The 16,929-nt window shown below is 35.9% G+C and carries 20 protein-coding genes and 1 riboswitch; of the genes, 8 read left to right on the top strand and 12 right to left on the bottom strand.

The features are described from left to right. Nucleotides 1-3 precede the first annotated feature (3 nt). Entirely contained in the window at nucleotides 4-1,080 is a 1,077-nt protein-coding gene (locus F8162_RS18325) for a putative 2-aminoethylphosphonate ABC transporter substrate-binding protein (RefSeq protein ID WP_151631191.1), read from the bottom strand. Between the two features lie 227 nt (nucleotides 1,081-1,307). Beyond that, on the bottom strand, nucleotides 1,308-1,460 hold the full coding sequence (locus F8162_RS28780) for a hypothetical protein (protein WP_000240799.1): 153 nt from the start codon (nucleotides 1,458-1,460) through the stop codon (nucleotides 1,308-1,310). Nucleotides 1,461-1,607: 147 nt separating this feature from the next. On the opposite strand from F8162_RS28780, the gene F8162_RS18315 reads away from it, so the two are divergent. Beyond that, entirely contained in the window at nucleotides 1,608-1,943 is a 336-nt protein-coding gene (locus F8162_RS18315) for a DUF3905 domain-containing protein (RefSeq protein WP_151631192.1), read from the top strand. 38 nt (nucleotides 1,944-1,981) lie between these two features. On the opposite strand, the gene F8162_RS18310 is transcribed toward F8162_RS18315, so the two are convergent. The 5 genes from F8162_RS18310 to phaR all read right to left on the bottom strand — a co-directional run bounded on the left by F8162_RS18310 (nucleotide 1,982) and on the right by phaR (nucleotide 7,191). Then, nucleotides 1,982-3,331, bottom strand: coding sequence for a TrkH family potassium uptake protein (locus F8162_RS18310; RefSeq protein WP_151631193.1), 1,350 nt, complete (start codon nucleotides 3,329-3,331; stop codon nucleotides 1,982-1,984). Between the two features lie 24 nt (nucleotides 3,332-3,355). After that, nucleotides 3,356-4,549, bottom strand: coding sequence for an NAD(P)/FAD-dependent oxidoreductase (locus F8162_RS18305; protein WP_151631194.1), 1,194 nt, complete (start codon nucleotides 4,547-4,549; stop codon nucleotides 3,356-3,358). A gap of 94 nt (nucleotides 4,550-4,643) precedes the next feature. Then, nucleotides 4,644-5,729 carry a class III poly(R)-hydroxyalkanoic acid synthase subunit PhaC gene (gene phaC / locus F8162_RS18300; protein WP_000206842.1) on the bottom strand — a complete coding sequence of 362 codons (1,086 nt, stop codon included), beginning with the start codon at nucleotides 5,727-5,729 and terminating at the stop codon, nucleotides 4,644-4,646. Between the two features lie 82 nt (nucleotides 5,730-5,811). Continuing rightward, on the bottom strand, nucleotides 5,812-6,555 hold the full coding sequence (locus F8162_RS18295; RefSeq protein ID WP_151631195.1) for an acetoacetyl-CoA reductase: 744 nt from the start codon (nucleotides 6,553-6,555) through the stop codon (nucleotides 5,812-5,814). Nucleotides 6,556-6,708: 153 nt separating this feature from the next. Continuing rightward, nucleotides 6,709-7,191 carry a polyhydroxyalkanoic acid synthase subunit PhaR gene (gene phaR / locus F8162_RS18290; RefSeq protein WP_151631196.1) on the bottom strand — a complete coding sequence of 161 codons (483 nt, stop codon included), beginning with the start codon at nucleotides 7,189-7,191 and terminating at the stop codon, nucleotides 6,709-6,711. Between the two features lie 198 nt (nucleotides 7,192-7,389). Between phaR and phaQ the strand changes: the two genes are divergently transcribed. The 7 genes from phaQ (at nucleotide 7,390) to F8162_RS18255 (ending at nucleotide 12,863) form a co-directional block, all read left to right on the top strand. Then, nucleotides 7,390-7,842, top strand: a complete 453-nt coding sequence (phaQ, locus tag F8162_RS18285) for a poly-beta-hydroxybutyrate-responsive repressor (RefSeq protein WP_000903018.1) — start codon at nucleotides 7,390-7,392, stop codon at nucleotides 7,840-7,842. A 42-nt stretch (nucleotides 7,843-7,884) separates the two neighbouring features. Next, complete coding sequence (gene phaP / locus F8162_RS18280; RefSeq protein WP_000448584.1) at nucleotides 7,885-8,409, top strand: polyhydroxyalkanoic acid inclusion protein PhaP; 525 nt, start codon at nucleotides 7,885-7,887, stop codon at nucleotides 8,407-8,409. Nucleotides 8,410-8,510: 101 nt separating this feature from the next. Further along, a complete protein-coding gene (locus tag F8162_RS18275) occupies nucleotides 8,511-8,954 on the top strand; it encodes a MaoC family dehydratase (RefSeq protein ID WP_151631197.1) in 444 nt (147 codons plus the stop codon). A 147-nt stretch (nucleotides 8,955-9,101) separates the two neighbouring features. Beyond that, a complete protein-coding gene (locus tag F8162_RS18270; protein ID WP_000241212.1) occupies nucleotides 9,102-9,287 on the top strand; it encodes an alpha/beta-type small acid-soluble spore protein in 186 nt (61 codons plus the stop codon). A 114-nt stretch (nucleotides 9,288-9,401) separates the two neighbouring features. Continuing rightward, on the top strand, nucleotides 9,402-10,721 hold the full coding sequence (locus tag F8162_RS18265; protein ID WP_151631198.1) for a TrkH family potassium uptake protein: 1,320 nt from the start codon (nucleotides 9,402-9,404) through the stop codon (nucleotides 10,719-10,721). A gap of 38 nt (nucleotides 10,722-10,759) precedes the next feature. After that, nucleotides 10,760-10,924: riboswitch (yybP-ykoY riboswitch) on the top strand. Nucleotides 10,925-11,015: 91 nt separating this feature from the next. Continuing rightward, nucleotides 11,016-11,810, top strand: a complete 795-nt coding sequence (locus F8162_RS18260; RefSeq protein WP_151631199.1) for a TerC family protein — start codon at nucleotides 11,016-11,018, stop codon at nucleotides 11,808-11,810. Nucleotides 11,811-12,011: 201 nt separating this feature from the next. Continuing rightward, complete coding sequence (locus tag F8162_RS18255; protein ID WP_151631200.1) at nucleotides 12,012-12,863, top strand: formate/nitrite transporter family protein; 852 nt, start codon at nucleotides 12,012-12,014, stop codon at nucleotides 12,861-12,863. 27 nt (nucleotides 12,864-12,890) lie between these two features. Here F8162_RS18255 and F8162_RS18250 read toward each other — a convergent pair whose 3' ends face one another. The 5 genes from F8162_RS18250 to F8162_RS18230 form a co-directional block, all read right to left on the bottom strand. Further along, nucleotides 12,891-13,202 carry a cyclic-phosphate processing receiver domain-containing protein gene (locus F8162_RS18250; RefSeq protein ID WP_151631201.1) on the bottom strand — a complete coding sequence of 104 codons (312 nt, stop codon included), beginning with the start codon at nucleotides 13,200-13,202 and terminating at the stop codon, nucleotides 12,891-12,893. A gap of 14 nt (nucleotides 13,203-13,216) precedes the next feature. Then, entirely contained in the window at nucleotides 13,217-13,939 is a 723-nt protein-coding gene (locus tag F8162_RS18245) for a prepilin peptidase (protein ID WP_151631202.1), read from the bottom strand. Between the two features lie 112 nt (nucleotides 13,940-14,051). Next, complete coding sequence (locus F8162_RS18240) at nucleotides 14,052-14,762, bottom strand: LutC/YkgG family protein (RefSeq protein ID WP_151631203.1); 711 nt, start codon at nucleotides 14,760-14,762, stop codon at nucleotides 14,052-14,054. Further along, on the bottom strand, nucleotides 14,762-16,183 hold the full coding sequence (locus tag F8162_RS18235) for a LutB/LldF family L-lactate oxidation iron-sulfur protein (RefSeq protein ID WP_151631204.1): 1,422 nt from the start codon (nucleotides 16,181-16,183) through the stop codon (nucleotides 14,762-14,764). The genes F8162_RS18240 and F8162_RS18235 overlap by 1 nt, the downstream gene beginning before the upstream one ends. 16 nt (nucleotides 16,184-16,199) lie before the next feature. Further along, entirely contained in the window at nucleotides 16,200-16,919 is a 720-nt protein-coding gene (locus F8162_RS18230; protein WP_120341896.1) for a (Fe-S)-binding protein, read from the bottom strand. Nucleotides 16,920-16,929 lie beyond the last annotated feature (10 nt).

The following is a 16,929-nucleotide window of genomic DNA, read 5'->3' as shown; positions in this document are numbered from 1 at the left end:
CACTTACTTTTTCGGTTCTGCTTTTTGGCCAAACTCTTTTTCCCATTTTTCTAAAATTTCGTCACGATTTTCTGCTGCCCATTTAAAGTCATTCTTTTTGTATAACTTTTCTGTTACATCTTTAGGGAATCCATCTGGAAGTTTATAATCATTTTTAATTGTCGCAAATCCATTTTTCTCGAAGTATAACTTCATTACATCATCAGTAATTGCCCAATCTAAAAATGCTTGCGCTAATTTTTCATTTTTTGCATTATCTTTTTTAATAAGTGCGTTCGCTTCTACTTCCCAACCTAATCCTTCTTTCGGCAATACTACTTCAACTGGTGCACCTTTTTGTTTCTCTTTTAAAGCACTATAAACCATTGATACACCAACTGGATATTCACCTGCGCCTGCTAATTTCGCTGGTTTTGAACCTGAATGAGTATAAGTTGCCATATTATCATGAAGTTTCTTCATGTAATCCCAGCCTTTATCTTCACCCATAATTTGTAACCATGCAGAAACTGTTAAAAATCCTGTTCCAGAAGAAGCCGGATGTGGCATCACAAGCGTTCCTTTATATTCAGGTTTTGTTAAGTCTTCGTATGATTCTGGCATCGGTAAATTTTTCTTTTTCAATTCTTCTTTATTTATAGCAATCCCCGTCATAAACGCCGTATTACCTACCCATTTTTCTGGTTGCTTATCATCTTTAAATTGCGGAAGAACACGATCTGCTCCTTTTGGAGAGTATCCTTTTAACATATCTTTTTTATCTAAAGCTAATAGACTAGACGCTGCTGTTCCCCATACAACATCTGCTTGTGTATTTTTTCCTTCAGCTAGCAATTTCGCTGTAATAACTCCAGTTGAATCACGAACAATGTTCAGTTTCACATCTGGGTGCTTCTGTTTAAAAGAATCAAGATAAATTGGTACAAGTTCTTCTTCAATCGCTGTGTAAACAGTTAATGATCCAGATAATTTATCATCTTTTACTTTTGCCCCAGCACTTTCTTCTTTCTTTGCACCACACCCCATTAATAACGAAAATACCATTCCAGTTGCTACAGCTTTAAAGATTGTTTTTTTCACTGTCTCTCTCTCCTTTTACAAATCTTATGTACAACTCCAATATAAACAACTAGTGTAAAAGCAGTATTAAACCAACATTAATCTTTTGTTTGTTGTTTGTTTTTGTGTAATACGTTGCTACTTCTATGTTTTTTCGCATTTTTCTGCTAATAATGAATACTAAATTTACAAATAATTAAAAAAACCTTTATAATCCCACAAAAAAATGAGACGTTTGTAAAAACGCCTCATTTTTGTTTACCTTTTTTCGAATTACGATTTGCATACTTCGCGCTATTTTCTCCTTCATACTCTAATGCAAATTCTGCATCTGGTAAGCTTTCTTTCGGAGTTTTATTATTGTTGATTGCCGCATTTTGTTTCACTTTTCTTTTTACCAATACATTCACCTGCTCTCAAGAATTCACTTTCTATTCTAGTTTGAAGCAAGCTGAGATAATTATTACTGGCAAGTGTTAACAAGTACATAAGAGCCCCTATATGGATATACTACCTATGAAGAAAGCATTAGAAAAGGAGCGATTATTTTGAAGAAGAAAGATAAAATTCAGTCACCAATTTTAGATGAAACGCTCCCGCATCAAATGAATTTTCCATCTTTTAAAGGAACAGGAAAGAAGATGCAACAACCTTTCATAAATCAATATGACGTCGTAATCGGAGACAGTAAATATGATTCCGAGAATAGTCCACTTCACAATTGGAGTGATAAAGTAGATCCTGCCATTATGGCTGGAGAAGAATGGATTCATCCTACAAATGATATTGGGTGGATTTCAGAAGAAAATCAAGAGTTGCTAAAAAAAGAAGTGGATAATAAGAATGACGCTTTTATGCATCCCCAATTTGGCATTAACGACTAAAAAACCATTCTACCTCACATAGGTAGAATGGTTTCATACTATCCAATAATAATTCGCTCTTTCGGGTATTTATAGCGAGGTGGCTGTTCCCTTCCCCCACTAGCCAGTATAAATGTTAAAATACCGACACGCCCGATAAACATAAGTACAATGAGTACAAGTTTACCAACAGTTGTTAAATCTGGCGTAATACCTGTCGATAGCCCTGTCGTCCCGAAAGCAGAACACACTTCAACAATTAAACTCATAAGCGGTACATTTTCCGTAATAGATAAAATAAAGAGTGCTGTGGCACATAATAAAATCCCCATCGTCATAACGACAGATGCTTTCAGCACGTCCTCTTCATGTAGCTGACGTTTGAAGACTCTAACCGTTCTTCCGCCTCTTGCAAAAGTGTATAACGATAATATACTAACAGCAAATGTTGTTGTACGTATTCCGCCCCCAACCGAACTTGGAGATGCCCCTATAAACATTAATATACTCATAAATAAAAGCGTCGGTTGTGACAATTCACGTATATCCATTGTAGCCAGTCCACCACTTCGCGTCGTCACAGATTGGAATAATGTATAGAAAACTGTTTCATGCCATGACTTCCCTGCTAAAAACTGATTTCGTTCTAGTAGAAAAATCATAATTGTTCCAACGATAACGAGTGCAAAAAATGTCGTTGTCGTCAATTTTGTAAACAACGAAAAGCGGAATAGTTGCTGTTTCCTTTTACTAAAGAATTGCTTTACTTCCATTAACACCGGGAAGCCAATCGCCCCTAAAATAATAAGTAACATATGAATCATTTGCACAATATAATCTTTTTTGTACGGAATTAGTGATTGTCCCGTTAAATCAAATCCTCCGTTCGTAGTTGCACTAACAGCGGCAAAGAAACCGTGAAAATAAGCTTCTTGCCAAGTTGGAAAATAAAGTAGAAATCTTGTACCTAATAGTATTGCTCCAATAAGTTCTATTGAAATAATTACAATTAAAATAGAACGCATCAATTCTACAAGGCCTGATAAATTTCCTTGATTATGATCTGCCATAATGAGTCTTCTTCTCTGCAAACCGATCTTTTTCCCCGTTATAATCCAAACAAACGTACCAAGCGCCATAATTCCTAAGCCGCCTAATTGTAAAATAAGGGCTAAAACAATAATTCCTGCCGTAGTAAATGTATCTGAAATCGTAACAACAGACAGACCCGTAACACTTACCGCACTAACAGATGTAAAGAGGGCATCGATAAATGTCCATTTCACACCAGCCTTCGTAACAAACGGGAAACTAAGCAATATCACTGATACAACTACTGCTAATAAATAAAACAAAACAATAAGTTGTACAGGACGTAATTTTTGTAAAAACTTTTTTATATCTCTCATTCCATCACTTCGCTACCTTTTTTTCTATCGATTAAATAAAGAAAAATCTTCACTTTCTTTATTTGTAAATAACTGCTCAAATAAATTGGCAAATACCATTCCATACACAGTTCCATTACCTCCATACGGCAATGCGTAAAATAAATTATGTATTTTTTTGTCTTCTTTTAAAATAGGGAGACCATCATGACTACCGCCAAATGCTGCCGCCCAATAGTATTCTGCCTGTATATTTTTATACTGCGGGAACATCTCTTTTACAATGTTAATAAGGATATCACGCTTATGCAATAATTTCGTATCACCGATTGTTTGAATTTGCATCGCTTCATCTAATCCACCTACAATAATGCGTTTTTGATACGTTCGAAAATATAAGTAAGGCCGTGCCGTTTCCCAAATTAATGATTGTTCATGCCAACCTTCAAATGAATCTATCTTATTTGTCACAATCGCATAAGATGTTTCTACTGTTGTATTTTTTTCTTTCTTCCCGAAAAGCGCTTCATAACCTGTCGCCATAATAATATTCTTTGCTACAATTTGATTTCCTTTTTTCGTGTAACAAATTAAATCATTTTGGCGTTTTTTTATATGTATGGCCTCTGTATGCTCAAGTATAGTAGCTCCCATTTGATTTGCTTTATGCAAAAGGCTATGCGCTAATAAATATGGGTTCACTTCGGCATCACCGTGTGTATATAACGCTGCTTGTTTTGTAAATGAATACTTCTTTTTTATATCTAAATCGGTAAAATATTCAACCGGGAATCCATAATGACGTAACGTATTATATTCTTCTTGTAAAAATGAAGCGTCCTCATTTCTACTTGCATAATATAAACTACTTCGCGGAATAAAATGGGGATCAATATCAAGAGTCGGTACAACTTGCTCCATCGTTCGTAACGCTTCATAACAAAGCTTATATGCTCGTACCCCTTTTTCTTCACCAAATGTATGGATAAGTGAGGTTAACGATTTATCATTTGAAAATTGTAGTAAACCTGTATTAGCAGCTGTACTGCCGCAGGCGATTGCTCGTTTTTCAATGAGCGTAACACTCATTCCAATTTTCGCTAACGAATACGCTATATGAGCACCTGCTTCTCCACTTCCGACTACGAGCACATCACATATCATATCATTTTCTAATGGTGGATAACAAGGTACAGAAACTCCTGTATTCCAAAACAATTTACCAGTCATAAGTTTCATAATTATACTCCTAAAATTTAAATTTCTCCTTTCTATGTTTTGTTATTTCCCATAAAAAAATCCAACTAACGTGTGCTAGTTGGATTTTTTATTTTTAATTAGAACGCTCTTCTAGCCAATTTCCAACCGTCGGATATGTTTGTTTTACCGCTGTTCCACCGTAAACGATCGACATATGTCCCGTCGGTAAACATACATATTGTTTATCTGTGCTAGAAATATGATCTAGCAACGCTTCTACTTGGCATGGCAGAGCGATATGATCACGTTTCGCAGAAATATTTAAGACATTCGCCTTAATATTTGCAAGGTCTACCTTTTGTCCGCGAATAACGAGTTCACCTTTCACTAATTTATTATTTTGATAAAAATCACGAATCCATTGTCTATAAGATTCACCCGGGAATGGAATACCGTCACCAACCCACTTTTGAACTAATTTCCAACTTTCGACGAAGCGCTCATTTTCTGAACGATCGAGTAAAGCGACATATGGACCTACAAAGTTTGTGATTGGTTTTAACATCTTATTTCCGAAATCAATCATTTCTGGCGGAATATTTCCGAATGTATCAACCGCTTTATCTAAATTGAAGTATTTCTCATCTAATAAAGGACCATATAATCCTGTTTCAGAGAAATCAAAAGGACTTGTCATAAAGATTAAGTTACGAATTGGCATGTGCGGATGAAGTGCCGCATAAATAGAAGTTAGCGTTCCACCCATGCAATAACCAAGTAAAGAAATCTCGTCCGATTTCGCAGTTCGCATTACTTTCTTCACTGCTTTTGCAATATAGTCGAACACGAAATCATCAAATTTCAAATGACTATCTTCTAAACCAAATGTGCCCCAATCAAGCATATACACATCAAAACCACGATCTACTAAATATTCCACTAAACTATTTCCTGGAGTTAAATCCATAATATACGGTTTATTAATAAGCGCGTATATCAATAGGATAGGAACTCTCTGTGTTTTTTCTTGTTTTGGAATGTAACGATACAACTTCGTTTTATTCTTCGTCCAAATAACCTCTTTCGGTGTTAAACCAACTTGTGGTTCTGGTTCGCGTAATAAAACTTCGCTCGCTCTTTTCACACGGCGATATGCTTTACGATATTCTTCTGGGTACAACTCCAATTGCTTTTCCCATTCCGTTACGAATGTAGTCATTTTTCTATCTCCTTTTTGGTCGATTTCTTTCTAAAAAAAGAAGTGCATTCCTGCTATGGATATGCACTTTTTTCTTACTTCATTACATGTATAATCCGCCGTTAATGTTTAATTGCTGACCTGTGATATACGCACCGTCACGGCATAGATATACTACACCTTTTGCAATTTCATCAGCTTGACCAAAACGTTTTTTCGGGATTTTAGCAACGATTTTTTGACGCACTTCTTCTGGTACTTCTGCTACCATTTCAGTATCAATAAATCCTGGGCAAATTGCGTTTACAGTTACATTTGTTCTTGCAAGTTCTAACGCTAATGATTTTGTAAATCCTAACATACCTGCTTTTGCTGCTGAGTAGTTTGTTTGTCCAAATCCACCAGCTTGACCAATAATAGAAGAAATACTAATGATTCTTCCTTCTTCCGCTTCCGTTATGTATGGAAGTACAGCACTTGTTGTATTAAATACGCTGCTTAAGTTCACGTCAATTACGCGCTCCCAATCTTCACGATTTAACTTTTTGAATGTACGATCTCTTGTAATACCAGCATTATTAACAAGGATATCAACTTTACCAAAATGATTCACAGCTTCTTCTACAAGTCTGTTTGCATCTTCTACTTTCGAAACATCCGCTTGAACTGCATAAACGTCATGGCCTTCTTTTCCTAATTCATTTACTAAGTTTTCAGCTGCTTCTTTACTGCTGTTATAGTTAATAACTACTTTTGCTCCCTCTTGTGCTAATGCTACTGTAATTGCTTTTCCAATTCCTTTTGCCCCACCTGTTACGATTGCTACTTTGCCATTTAATTGAACCATTTCTTTTCCCCCTTAAATGAATTTGTGAACGATTGTTATGAATCATTTTGGTACTCATCTTAATAGAGTACATATATTAATTATGTTTCGTTGTTTATACATGAAAAAGAGATTCTCCCTTTCCCTTTTACACGTTATAAGCAAACGCAATTATCATTTTTTATTTTCCGGCTTATTCGCAGGCTTTACTTCTTCTTTTGCAGGTACTTGTAGTTTCGCTAGTACTGCATTTTGCTTTTCTAGCAATTCCAAAATTTGATCAACTTTCGTTTCTAATGTTCGCATATCTTGTTTTACTTTCGTAACATCACGCTTTAATGTAGGGGCTTGTCCTAATGAATCCACTTTCTCTTCTAGAACTTCCTCGATATTATCAACTTTATTTTCTAAGTTGATAACAAGCGTAGCTACTCTAGCGATATCCTCTCTCGTCGGCACATTCACCTGTTCTAAATAACTTTTTGTTGTATCATTTAATGCTTTTTGATAAAACAAATTCAAGTCTAGAACGCTGCCCATCCAAGCAGAATATTCTTCTGTTTTAATTGTTTCATTGAGCGCTTTTCCCCAAAATGTTTCGGTTTGTTCATAAGCATTTTTCCATGCTTGCAATGGATCGAATTTTTGATCAATCACTTCGCCTACACTCCCTTTTTCGTTTTTGAAACAATTCAACCTATTCACTATTTTCTAATATTCCGAATAAAACTTCAAGTATATATTTTATTTTTCTTTATTTTCCGATAAATGTATTGACATTAAAAACAGATAGGTGTAAATTGCACTTATAAGCAAAAAATTCCATCTAACTGATTCATGAGGTGATGTACAATCATGCTACATAATGAACCAGAACACCCAGAAAGTTTGGAAAAAAACCAAGCGAAACAACCAAACTCCATGCCAAAAAACTTCTTAGTTCCTTTCTTACTTCTCTGTCTAAAAGACTGGAGTCTTCATGGTTACAAACTCATTCAAATGCTAATGGACATCGGCTTTTCTTCTGTTGACCAAGGTAATGTGTATAGAACACTACGCAAATTAGAAAAAGAAAACCTTATTTCTTCTACTTGGGATACAAGCGAAGGCGGGCCAGCGAAACGAATTTATTCTTTAACAGAATATGGAGAGCAATATTTAACAACATGTGCGACTTCTTTTGAACATTATCAAAATATGTTGCGGACGTTTTTTACGTTATACACCAATGCATTCTTTCCATTTTCTACTTCTCCAGAAAAGGATGAAAAGGATTCTTCATCTTCACCTGGTGGTACAGCAGAGTAATCTGCGTTCACAATATGCAAAAAAATATTTGGAGGTCAAACAATGGAAACTAAGCCATACGAATTAGTCGATGCATTTTGGAAAAACTGGTCTCAATCTCTTTCCCTATTCTCTTCAGCGGGGAAACAATTAGAGCAACTTACTTTAGAAACGTTAAAACAACAACAAGACGCTTTGCATAAATTAACATCAGGAGTAGATGAACTAGAAAAAGAACTACAACAATTCACTGCTCAGTTCAATAACCAATATACAGATTACGTGAAGCAATTAACTGGAAACTCCTTAAATGATCAAATTAACGAGTGGCAAGGGAAATGGAATGAACTTTCTACTCAAATGCACCAACTTACTGTTTCTCCTACGAAAACATCTTTGTCTATTCTTACTCAAACTAGCGGTCAGTTTGAAGAAACAACAAAACAATTTATTGAACAACAACAATTACAACGTGACGAGGTTCAAAAACAGTTAGACGTTTTTTTGGGAGAGTTCAAGTCCAAACAACTAGAACTCGCAAAGCAGTTCGAGGAAAACTCAAAAAATTTATTTACTTCCATCAAGTAAGAAAAATGTGGGAGCTAACTGCAGCACAAACAAAACTCTTTCTTCCTCCTACTACATCAAGATGGCTGGCATTTTTCGATATGGAAAAGAAGGAGGCCAAAATGAATCCATTTCAAGAAGCACAAACTGTTCCGGAGCTTCGTTATGATGAGATTCAAGTCGGTGATCAAGCATCCCTTACAAAAACTATTACGGATGAGGACGTTATCAATTTTGCAAAATTGACTGGAGATGTGAATCCTATTCATATATTAGACGCTTTTGCAAAAACGACAATGTTTAAAGAACGTATTGCTCATGGTATGCTCGTTTCCAGTTTCATTTCGACGATTCTTGGAACGAAACTCCCTGGCAAAAACACGATTTATTTATCTCAAAACGTTTCATTCCGTGCTCCTGTCAAAATTGGCGATACCCTTCGCGTTGTGGCAGAAGTCATCAAAAAACGTGACGATAAAAAAATCATTACGTTGCAAACAAACATATATAATCAATCAGGTGATATTGTCGTGGAAGGTACAGCGACAATACTGAAAAAAGAGTAGCAAATTTGCTACTCTTTTTTCTATCCAATAACTTCTAATCACACCGATTACTTCCGCGTATGAGTATGTCGTTTCCACATAAAATAACGTTACCAGTTTAGATAAGTACTTAGCTGAACTGGACTACTCATAAGGATGTGTATCAACATGGTAAAAACAAACAAATTACTAGTTCCAGGTGCAGAACAAGCGCTTGAACAATTTAAATATGAAATTGCACAAGAATTCGGTGTTAGCTTAGGTTCTAATACAGCATCTCGTTCTAACGGTTCAGTTGGCGGTGAAGTAACGAAACGACTTGTTGCTTTAGCTCAACAACAATTACGTGGATAATACAATAAGCTATGGCTTAGAGGCAGATATTCTCTGCCTCTTTCTATTTTCAACATACATAATCGTCCTTTTTCACATACTAGTAAGAGCAAACTGAAAGGAACGATATATGACATGAAACGGATTAATATTAGCATGAGTCCTCCCCGTGTTCTTACTTTGTCTTTTATTATGTTATCAGTTATCGGTACATGCTTATTAAAGCTACCAATTGCTACAACAACGTCTATTTCATGGCTCGATGCTTTATTTACAACCGTTTCTGCTTGTACGGTTACAGGGCTTGGTGTTGTGGACACTGGGAAAGTATTTACCTTATTTGGCCAATGTGTCATTTTAACGCTTATACAAGTCGGCGGACTTGGCATTATGAGCTTTGCCGTTTTAATTGCGATTATGCTCGGCAGAAAAATTGGTCTTCAAAACCGAATTTTACTGCAACAAGCGTTAAATCAAACGAATATTGGAGGCGTCATTCGACTTGCCAAAGCATTATTTTTATTTTCTTTTACAGTCGAATGTATCGCTACTTTAATTCTTTCTTTTGAATGGGTACCAAAATACGGTATTGCTAAAGGGATCTATTATAGTTTTTTTCATTCAATCTCTGCTTTTAACAATGCTGGTTTTTCTGTATGGAGCGATAATTTAATGTCCCATTCTCATAGCATTCTTGTCAATCTCGTTATTTCCTCCCTCATTATTTTAGGTGGGATTGGTTTTACAGTAATCATAGACATAAAAAGAAAGAAAAACTTTAAAAACCTTACATTACACTCAAAACTTATGCTCTCTTCTACTCTAATCGTCAATATTATTGCAACTGTTTTTATTTTTATATTCGAGTTCCACAATTCCCTTTCTATGAGAGGATTTACCCCATTTGAAGAAGGAATGGCCGCTTATTTCCAGGCGGTTTCAACGCGTACTGCCGGGTTTAATACAGTTGATATTTCTGCATTATCAAAGCCTTCCCTACTATTAATGATGCTTCTAATGTTTATTGGAGCTGGTAGTGCTTCAACCGGTGGTGGAATTAAGTTAACAACCTTTTTAATCATGTTTTTTGGGGTATTTAAATTTTTACAAGAACAAGATGATATTGTCGTGTTTAAAAAATCTATTAAAGATACTCTCATTGTCAAATCATTGACCATCACTATTATCTCCATTTCATTTATCTTTTTTGCTATTTTAATTTTAAGTATTACTGAGCGAGTTCCTCTATTGATGAGTGCTTTCGAAGTATTTTCAGCATTTGGGACTGTCGGTCTCAGTATGAATTTCACACCACACTTAACTATGATCGGAAAAGCTATTATCATCTTTATGATGTTTTTTGGGAAAATGGGACCTTTAACATTGGCTTTTTCATTTGCACGTAAAAAGAACCGAAAAATAAAATATCCGAATGAAGATATTTTAACAGGTTGACAACCGTATAAATTATCCATATAATGAGAGTACAATAGCATATCTCCAAAGGGGAGTAGCGTCCAAGAATATTTCTTGGAAACAAAGTCGTCATTACGTAGAACTTAGTTCTTCCGGCTTTGTTGGCATTTTCATTACATATGTCTAGCAAGACCTTTGCCTATTAACGGCAGGGGTCTTTTTTGTATTAATTACCAAATTCTTCCAAAGTTAATAGGCAGGAGTATGGGGAAACTAAATAGTGGGGAAATTCTTCACTTATTTAGTACTTATAGAAATGAGAGGAGAATGTACATGGATGTATCATTATTATTGGAGTATGGTTGGGTATTACTCATCCTAATTGCACTTGAAGGAATTTTAGCAGCTGATAACGCTCTTGTTCTTGCAATTATGGTAAAACATTTACCAGAAGAAAAACGAAAGAAAGCACTATTTTACGGATTAGCGGGGGCATTTGTTTTCCGTTTCGGATCGTTATTTATGATTTCGTTCCTAGTCGACGTATGGCAAGTGCAAGCAATCGGTGCCATTTATCTTATGTTTATCGCTGGTAATCACTTATTTAAAACGTATGTTAAAAAGAATACGGATGAAGAAACAGAAGAAAAAGAAGCAAAGAAAAAACAAGAGAACTTTTGGTGGACTGTATTTAAAGTTGAGGTTGCTGATATCGCCTTCGCAGTTGATTCAATTTTAGCTGCTGTTGCATTAGCAATGACTTTACCGAAAACAGGCTTAGGTACAATTGGTAGTCTTGATACTGGGCAATTTGTTGTTATCTTTGTAGGTGGACTTATTGGATTAATCATTATGCGATTTGCAGCAACTGCTTTCGTACAAATCTTAAAACGTAAACCAGGACTTGAAACTGCAGCATTCTTAATTGTAGGTTGGGTTGGTGTGAAATTAGCAATTTATACATTAGCACATCCTGCATTAAATGTAATTCCGCATTCATTCCCAGAATCTACGCCATGGAAACTTACATTCTGGATTGTATTAGTTGGAATCGCAGTGGGCGGTTGGTTCTTCTCAAAAGAAGTAGAAGTAAAAGTAGACAAAAATTTAGACGAAAAAGCGCTGTAATTACAGCGCTTTTTCTTTTTCCTTTCTCCCTCTCAATGTCCAGAAAAATTTCTATTATACTACCTTTGTAAACGTTTTCTTAATGCATGTATGTCCTTTTTGTGAAATATTGCACAAACTTATTGAAACTGAGAACAATTCCATGTACTTTATTCATATAAGGAGTATTTATAGATGATGTACTAAAGGAGCGTATCACTCATGCTAGAACAAGGATTAGAATATGTTGTCAAACTGGCTAAGAGCAAAAAACAAATGCTAGATACAAACCCGATGCAATATTTCATTCGTGCTGCACTTGCGGGTATTTATATCGGTTTTATTATTGTACTATGTTTTAAATTAGGTAACTTTTTTCACATTGCAGATTCACCAGCAACTTATTTAGCGGCTTCTATGTTTTTCGGAATTGCCCTTGTCCTTATTATATATGGCGGTGCTGAATTGTTTACTGGAAACACAATGTACTTCACTGTAGCAACTTTAAGAAAAGAAACAACGATTTCTGATACACTTCGTAACTGGGTCGCTTGTTATGCAGGAAATTTAGCTGGCGCTTTATTCTTTGCCTTACTATTTTATGCAACTGGAATTTTCGAAGCAATTGATCACGGTCATTTCATGAATAAAGTAGTAGAAGGAAAAATGACTACACCTACAATGCAATTATTCTTTAAAGCAATTTTATGTAACTGGCTTGTATGTCTTGCTTGTTTCTTACCTTCTCAAGTGAAAGGTGATACAGCAAAAATTATGATGATGATGCTACTCGTTTTCACATTCTTCTTATCTGGTTACGAGCATAGCATTGCAAACTTATCACTGTTTGCCTTATCTTTAGTTTCACCGCATCCGGAGACAATTTCTTTTACAGGTGCTATTCATAACTTAATTCCAGTTACAATCGGTAACATTATTGGTGGGTCTGTATTTGTCGGTATGGTATACCATTACTTAACAAAGAAAGTACCTGACGTAAAACAAGAAGAAACTGAATTAGTAGCAACTCAACAAGAAGAGATTATTCCGTTGCAAGCTCATATGAAACATTAAAAAATCCAAAGTTTTACTTTGGATTTTTTAGCTCCCCACATATTTAACAACAAGCTGCGGATTAATTTCCCCTCCTTCCTTCCCCTTATTAATCCTCTGTTTCATCTTGTGCATACCGATGACATCATTCGTATGAAAGTACATTTCATTTACATATAAACCCTCTTTACAAAAAGCATCTACAAAATCTAATCCACTTTTTTCTCCCCATCCCATGTTAAAGTCAAGGGAAAGAATATTTACATCATAATCCCGAACCATTTGCAAAGCACATTCTACTGTAGTTGCGGGCACATACCCATATGGACAACTTCTTTGATCATCCATATATACATTCATGTTCTATCCCCTCTCTATTTTGCATACGTGATCAACATGTAACATATTGCCCCAAGGCTAATAAAGGGGCCAAATGGAATTTGAGTCCTCATTTTCATACGTTTTAATACTATACCTGCTCCAAAGAAACAAAGACTAAAGCAAGAGGCTAAAAATAAAATCATAAAAATCCCTTTCAGTCCCACTATAAATCCAAGTAGCGAAAGTAATTTTACATCACCTCCCCCAAGCCCTTCTGGATATATCTTTTGCATGCAATATAACACAATGAATATAACGCCACTACCAACTATACTATCTGCCCAAGTAACTAACGGTACAAAAATACATTCTAAAATGAGTAAACAAGAGAACCAAGCTAAAATACGATTTGGGATTAACATATATATGTAATCTGTAACTGAAATAATAAGAAGTAATGAAAAAAGCGATAAAATGATAATAAGCTCTCGTTCCAATCCGATTATATATACCGTAAGAAAAAATATCATTCCGGCTACAAGTTCAAATACTACGTACAAAGTTGAAATTTCCCTCTTACAATTCGTACAACGTCCCCTTTGTATACAAAAAGAAATAATTGGAATCAATTCCTTTGGCTTTAGCACATACTTACAATAATGACAATGTGAGCGAGGGACAATGATAGACTCCCCTAGTGGAACTCTCATCGCAATTACCATAAAAAAGGAACCAAACACCATCCCCACTAACAATGCATATACATAAGTGAACATCCCTTCCTCTCCTTTCCAGAAGAACATAACAAAAAAAGGAGAGAACTTCTACTTCATATTATCTCTATTCTATTAAAAAAGCAGGCCATTTTCTGGCCTGCTTTCCCCTCTTTTATACGATGAAATATACTGCTTTTAATGGTCCGTGTACGCCGACAACAAGATTCATTTCAATATCTGCCGAGTTACTAGGTCCTGTAATAAAGTTAATACAAGATGCCACAGTCTCACCATTTTCTACACGCGAGTTCATATCCTGAACTGCTTGTGTAATACGAGGTACAAGTGTTTCACGTGGAATAATAGCAAAGTATACAGTCGGTAAAAAGTGTAAAGAACGACCTTGGCCTTTATGACTTTGTACAACAATCGTACCAGATTCCGCTAAAGTATAATCACTAAAGGCAATTCCAATATTCGCTCTTTCCGCGATACGCATATTCTCTTCTTTTTTCTCAGGATTCCATACATTCACTTCAACATTTTGCTTTGGAAGCTCTTCTTTAAATAAAGAAGTCAATCCATAAGAATCAAAACGTTCATCTGCCGATAACATAATAGGTCCCCCACCGTTTTCCATGATTACTTTTTGAATATCTTCACGTAAACGGTCGTTTGTCGTTTCCACCACAGTTGTATGAATGTTTGTACATTGATTTTTAAATACTTGTAACAATTCTTCTTGTGAATAATCTTTTAGCGTTTCTACATTCACACTACTTTTCCATGCTGGACGCTTTACGCCTTCCGTTTTACGCGCGCGTCCGAGTTCTTTTGCAATATTCTCTAGAAAGGACTCACGGTTTTGAATTAATCCTGTCATTATTTGTCCCCGCCTTTCTTATGATCTTTATACCAATCACGGAATCTTTCTTTACTTGGAGCCGGGAATTCACGAATATCTGTCCAGTTTTTAAGTGGCCCAACACCTTTTGATACACGGTTACCAGATGTAAATGGACTCATTGCTGCTGGCGCCATTTTTGATCCCATTTTATATAAAGCTGCTGAAGATGCACCCATACTAAACATTTTCATTGCTAATTTTTCGGCAAGTGGAGCACGTCCTTCTTGCTCAACGATAACTTGACGATGTTTTAATAATAAATCATGTAATGGAATTTTTACTGGACAAGCTTCTGTACACGCTCCGCATAAACTAGAGGCATAAGGAAGCTCTTTGTAATCATCATATCCGCCTAAAAGTGGTGTTAATACCGCACCGATTGGCCCTGAGTATATAGAGCCATATGAATGTCCACCAACATGACGATATACAGGGCATACGTTCACACAAGCAGCACAACGAATACATTGCAATACTGAGCGGAATTCCGATCCAAGAATTTGAGAGCGGCCATTATCAACAACAACTAAGTGGAATTCTTCAGGTCCATCTACTTCCTCTTCTTGAATTGGTCCCGCTACAGTTACATAACTTGTTAACTTTTGACCTACTGCACTACGACATAGCAAACCAACTAAAACATCTAATTCTTCCATTGTAGGAACCATACGTTCCATACCCATTACTGCAATTTGAGTTTTCGGAATCGACATGACAAGATCGGCATTCCCCTCGTTTGTTACTAAACAAAGAGAACCAGTATTTGCAACAGCGAAGTTACAACCTGTCACACCAATTTCCGCATCCATAAATTTCTCACGGAGTTGTTTACGAACAAACTTCGTCATTTCGTATGGATCGTCAGAATTTTCATAACCAAGCTTTTCTTTAAATACATCACGAATTTGCGTTCTATTTTTATGAAGTGCAGGCGCAATAATATGTGAAGGTGGATCGTTATCTACTTGCAGAATATACTCTCCTAAGTCACTTTCTAACACTTCACAACCGATTTCTTCAAGCGCATGGTTCATACTAATTTCTTCTGTTACCATCGACTTTGATTTTACTACTTTTTTTGCCTGCTTCTTTTTGGCAACATCTTGAATATACTTTGCTGCTTCCTCTTTCGTTTTCGCAAAGTACACATATCCGCCTCTTTTTGATACATTTTCACTTAACTGCATTAAGTAATAATCAAGATTTTCTAACGTATGTTGACGAATTTCTTCACCGAGTTCACGCCATTCTTCCCAGTTTCCTAATTCATCCGCCGCTTTTAAGCGATTCGTATATAATCGTGTTTGTGCAGAAGATACTGCTCCGCGCATAAACGAATCTTGAATTCCATCGCCAACACGATCATTAAATTTTTTCTCACTGATTTTCATAGACATAGCTTATGTTCCCCCTTCATGAGCGACTATTCAGTACCTCAGCAATATGCATTACTTTTATTTCTTTTCCTAAACGCTCAATACGTCCGCCAATGTTTAACAAACACCCACAATCTGCACCGATTAAATAATCCGCACCTGTTTCCATTGCACTATCTACCTTTTCATCTACCATTTGCTCAGAAATTGGAGTCATCTTCACTGAAAATGTTCCCCCAAACCCACAACAATTTTGTGCGTTTGGCAGTTCTCTCACAGTTAATCCTTTTACGTTTGATAATAAAATTCCTGGTGCCTCTTTTACTCCAAGCAGGCGTGTCATATGACAAGATTTATGAATAGTAGCGATCCCTGGTAAACTTGCACCAACATCTGTCACTTTTAAAACATCTACAATAAATTGTGTAAATTCATATGTTTTATCAGCAACTTTTTGTGCACGTTTAGCCCACTTCGGATCATCTTTAAAAACATGCGGATACTCATGAAACATTGTCGCACAAGAACCAGATGGCGTAACGATATATTCTGCATCTTCGAAAGTTTCAATCATATGTTTCATCGCTTCTTTTGCTGCTTCTACATGGCCGCTATTATAAGCAGGCTGACCACAACAAACTTGTGCTTCTGGAAATTCAATTTCACAACCTAAACGCTCCAACACTTCAACTGTTGCTTTGCCGACGTTTGTTTCAAACATATCGACTAAACAAGTAACAAATAAAGTAACTTTCATAATTATTACT

It is taken from the genome of Bacillus sp. CH140a_4T (assembly GCF_008923725.1).
Classification (GTDB): Bacteria; Bacillota; Bacilli; order Bacillales; family Bacillaceae_G; genus Bacillus_A.
Note: the sequence above shows the minus strand (reverse complement) of the source record. Positions and strands in the feature narration are given on the sequence as shown.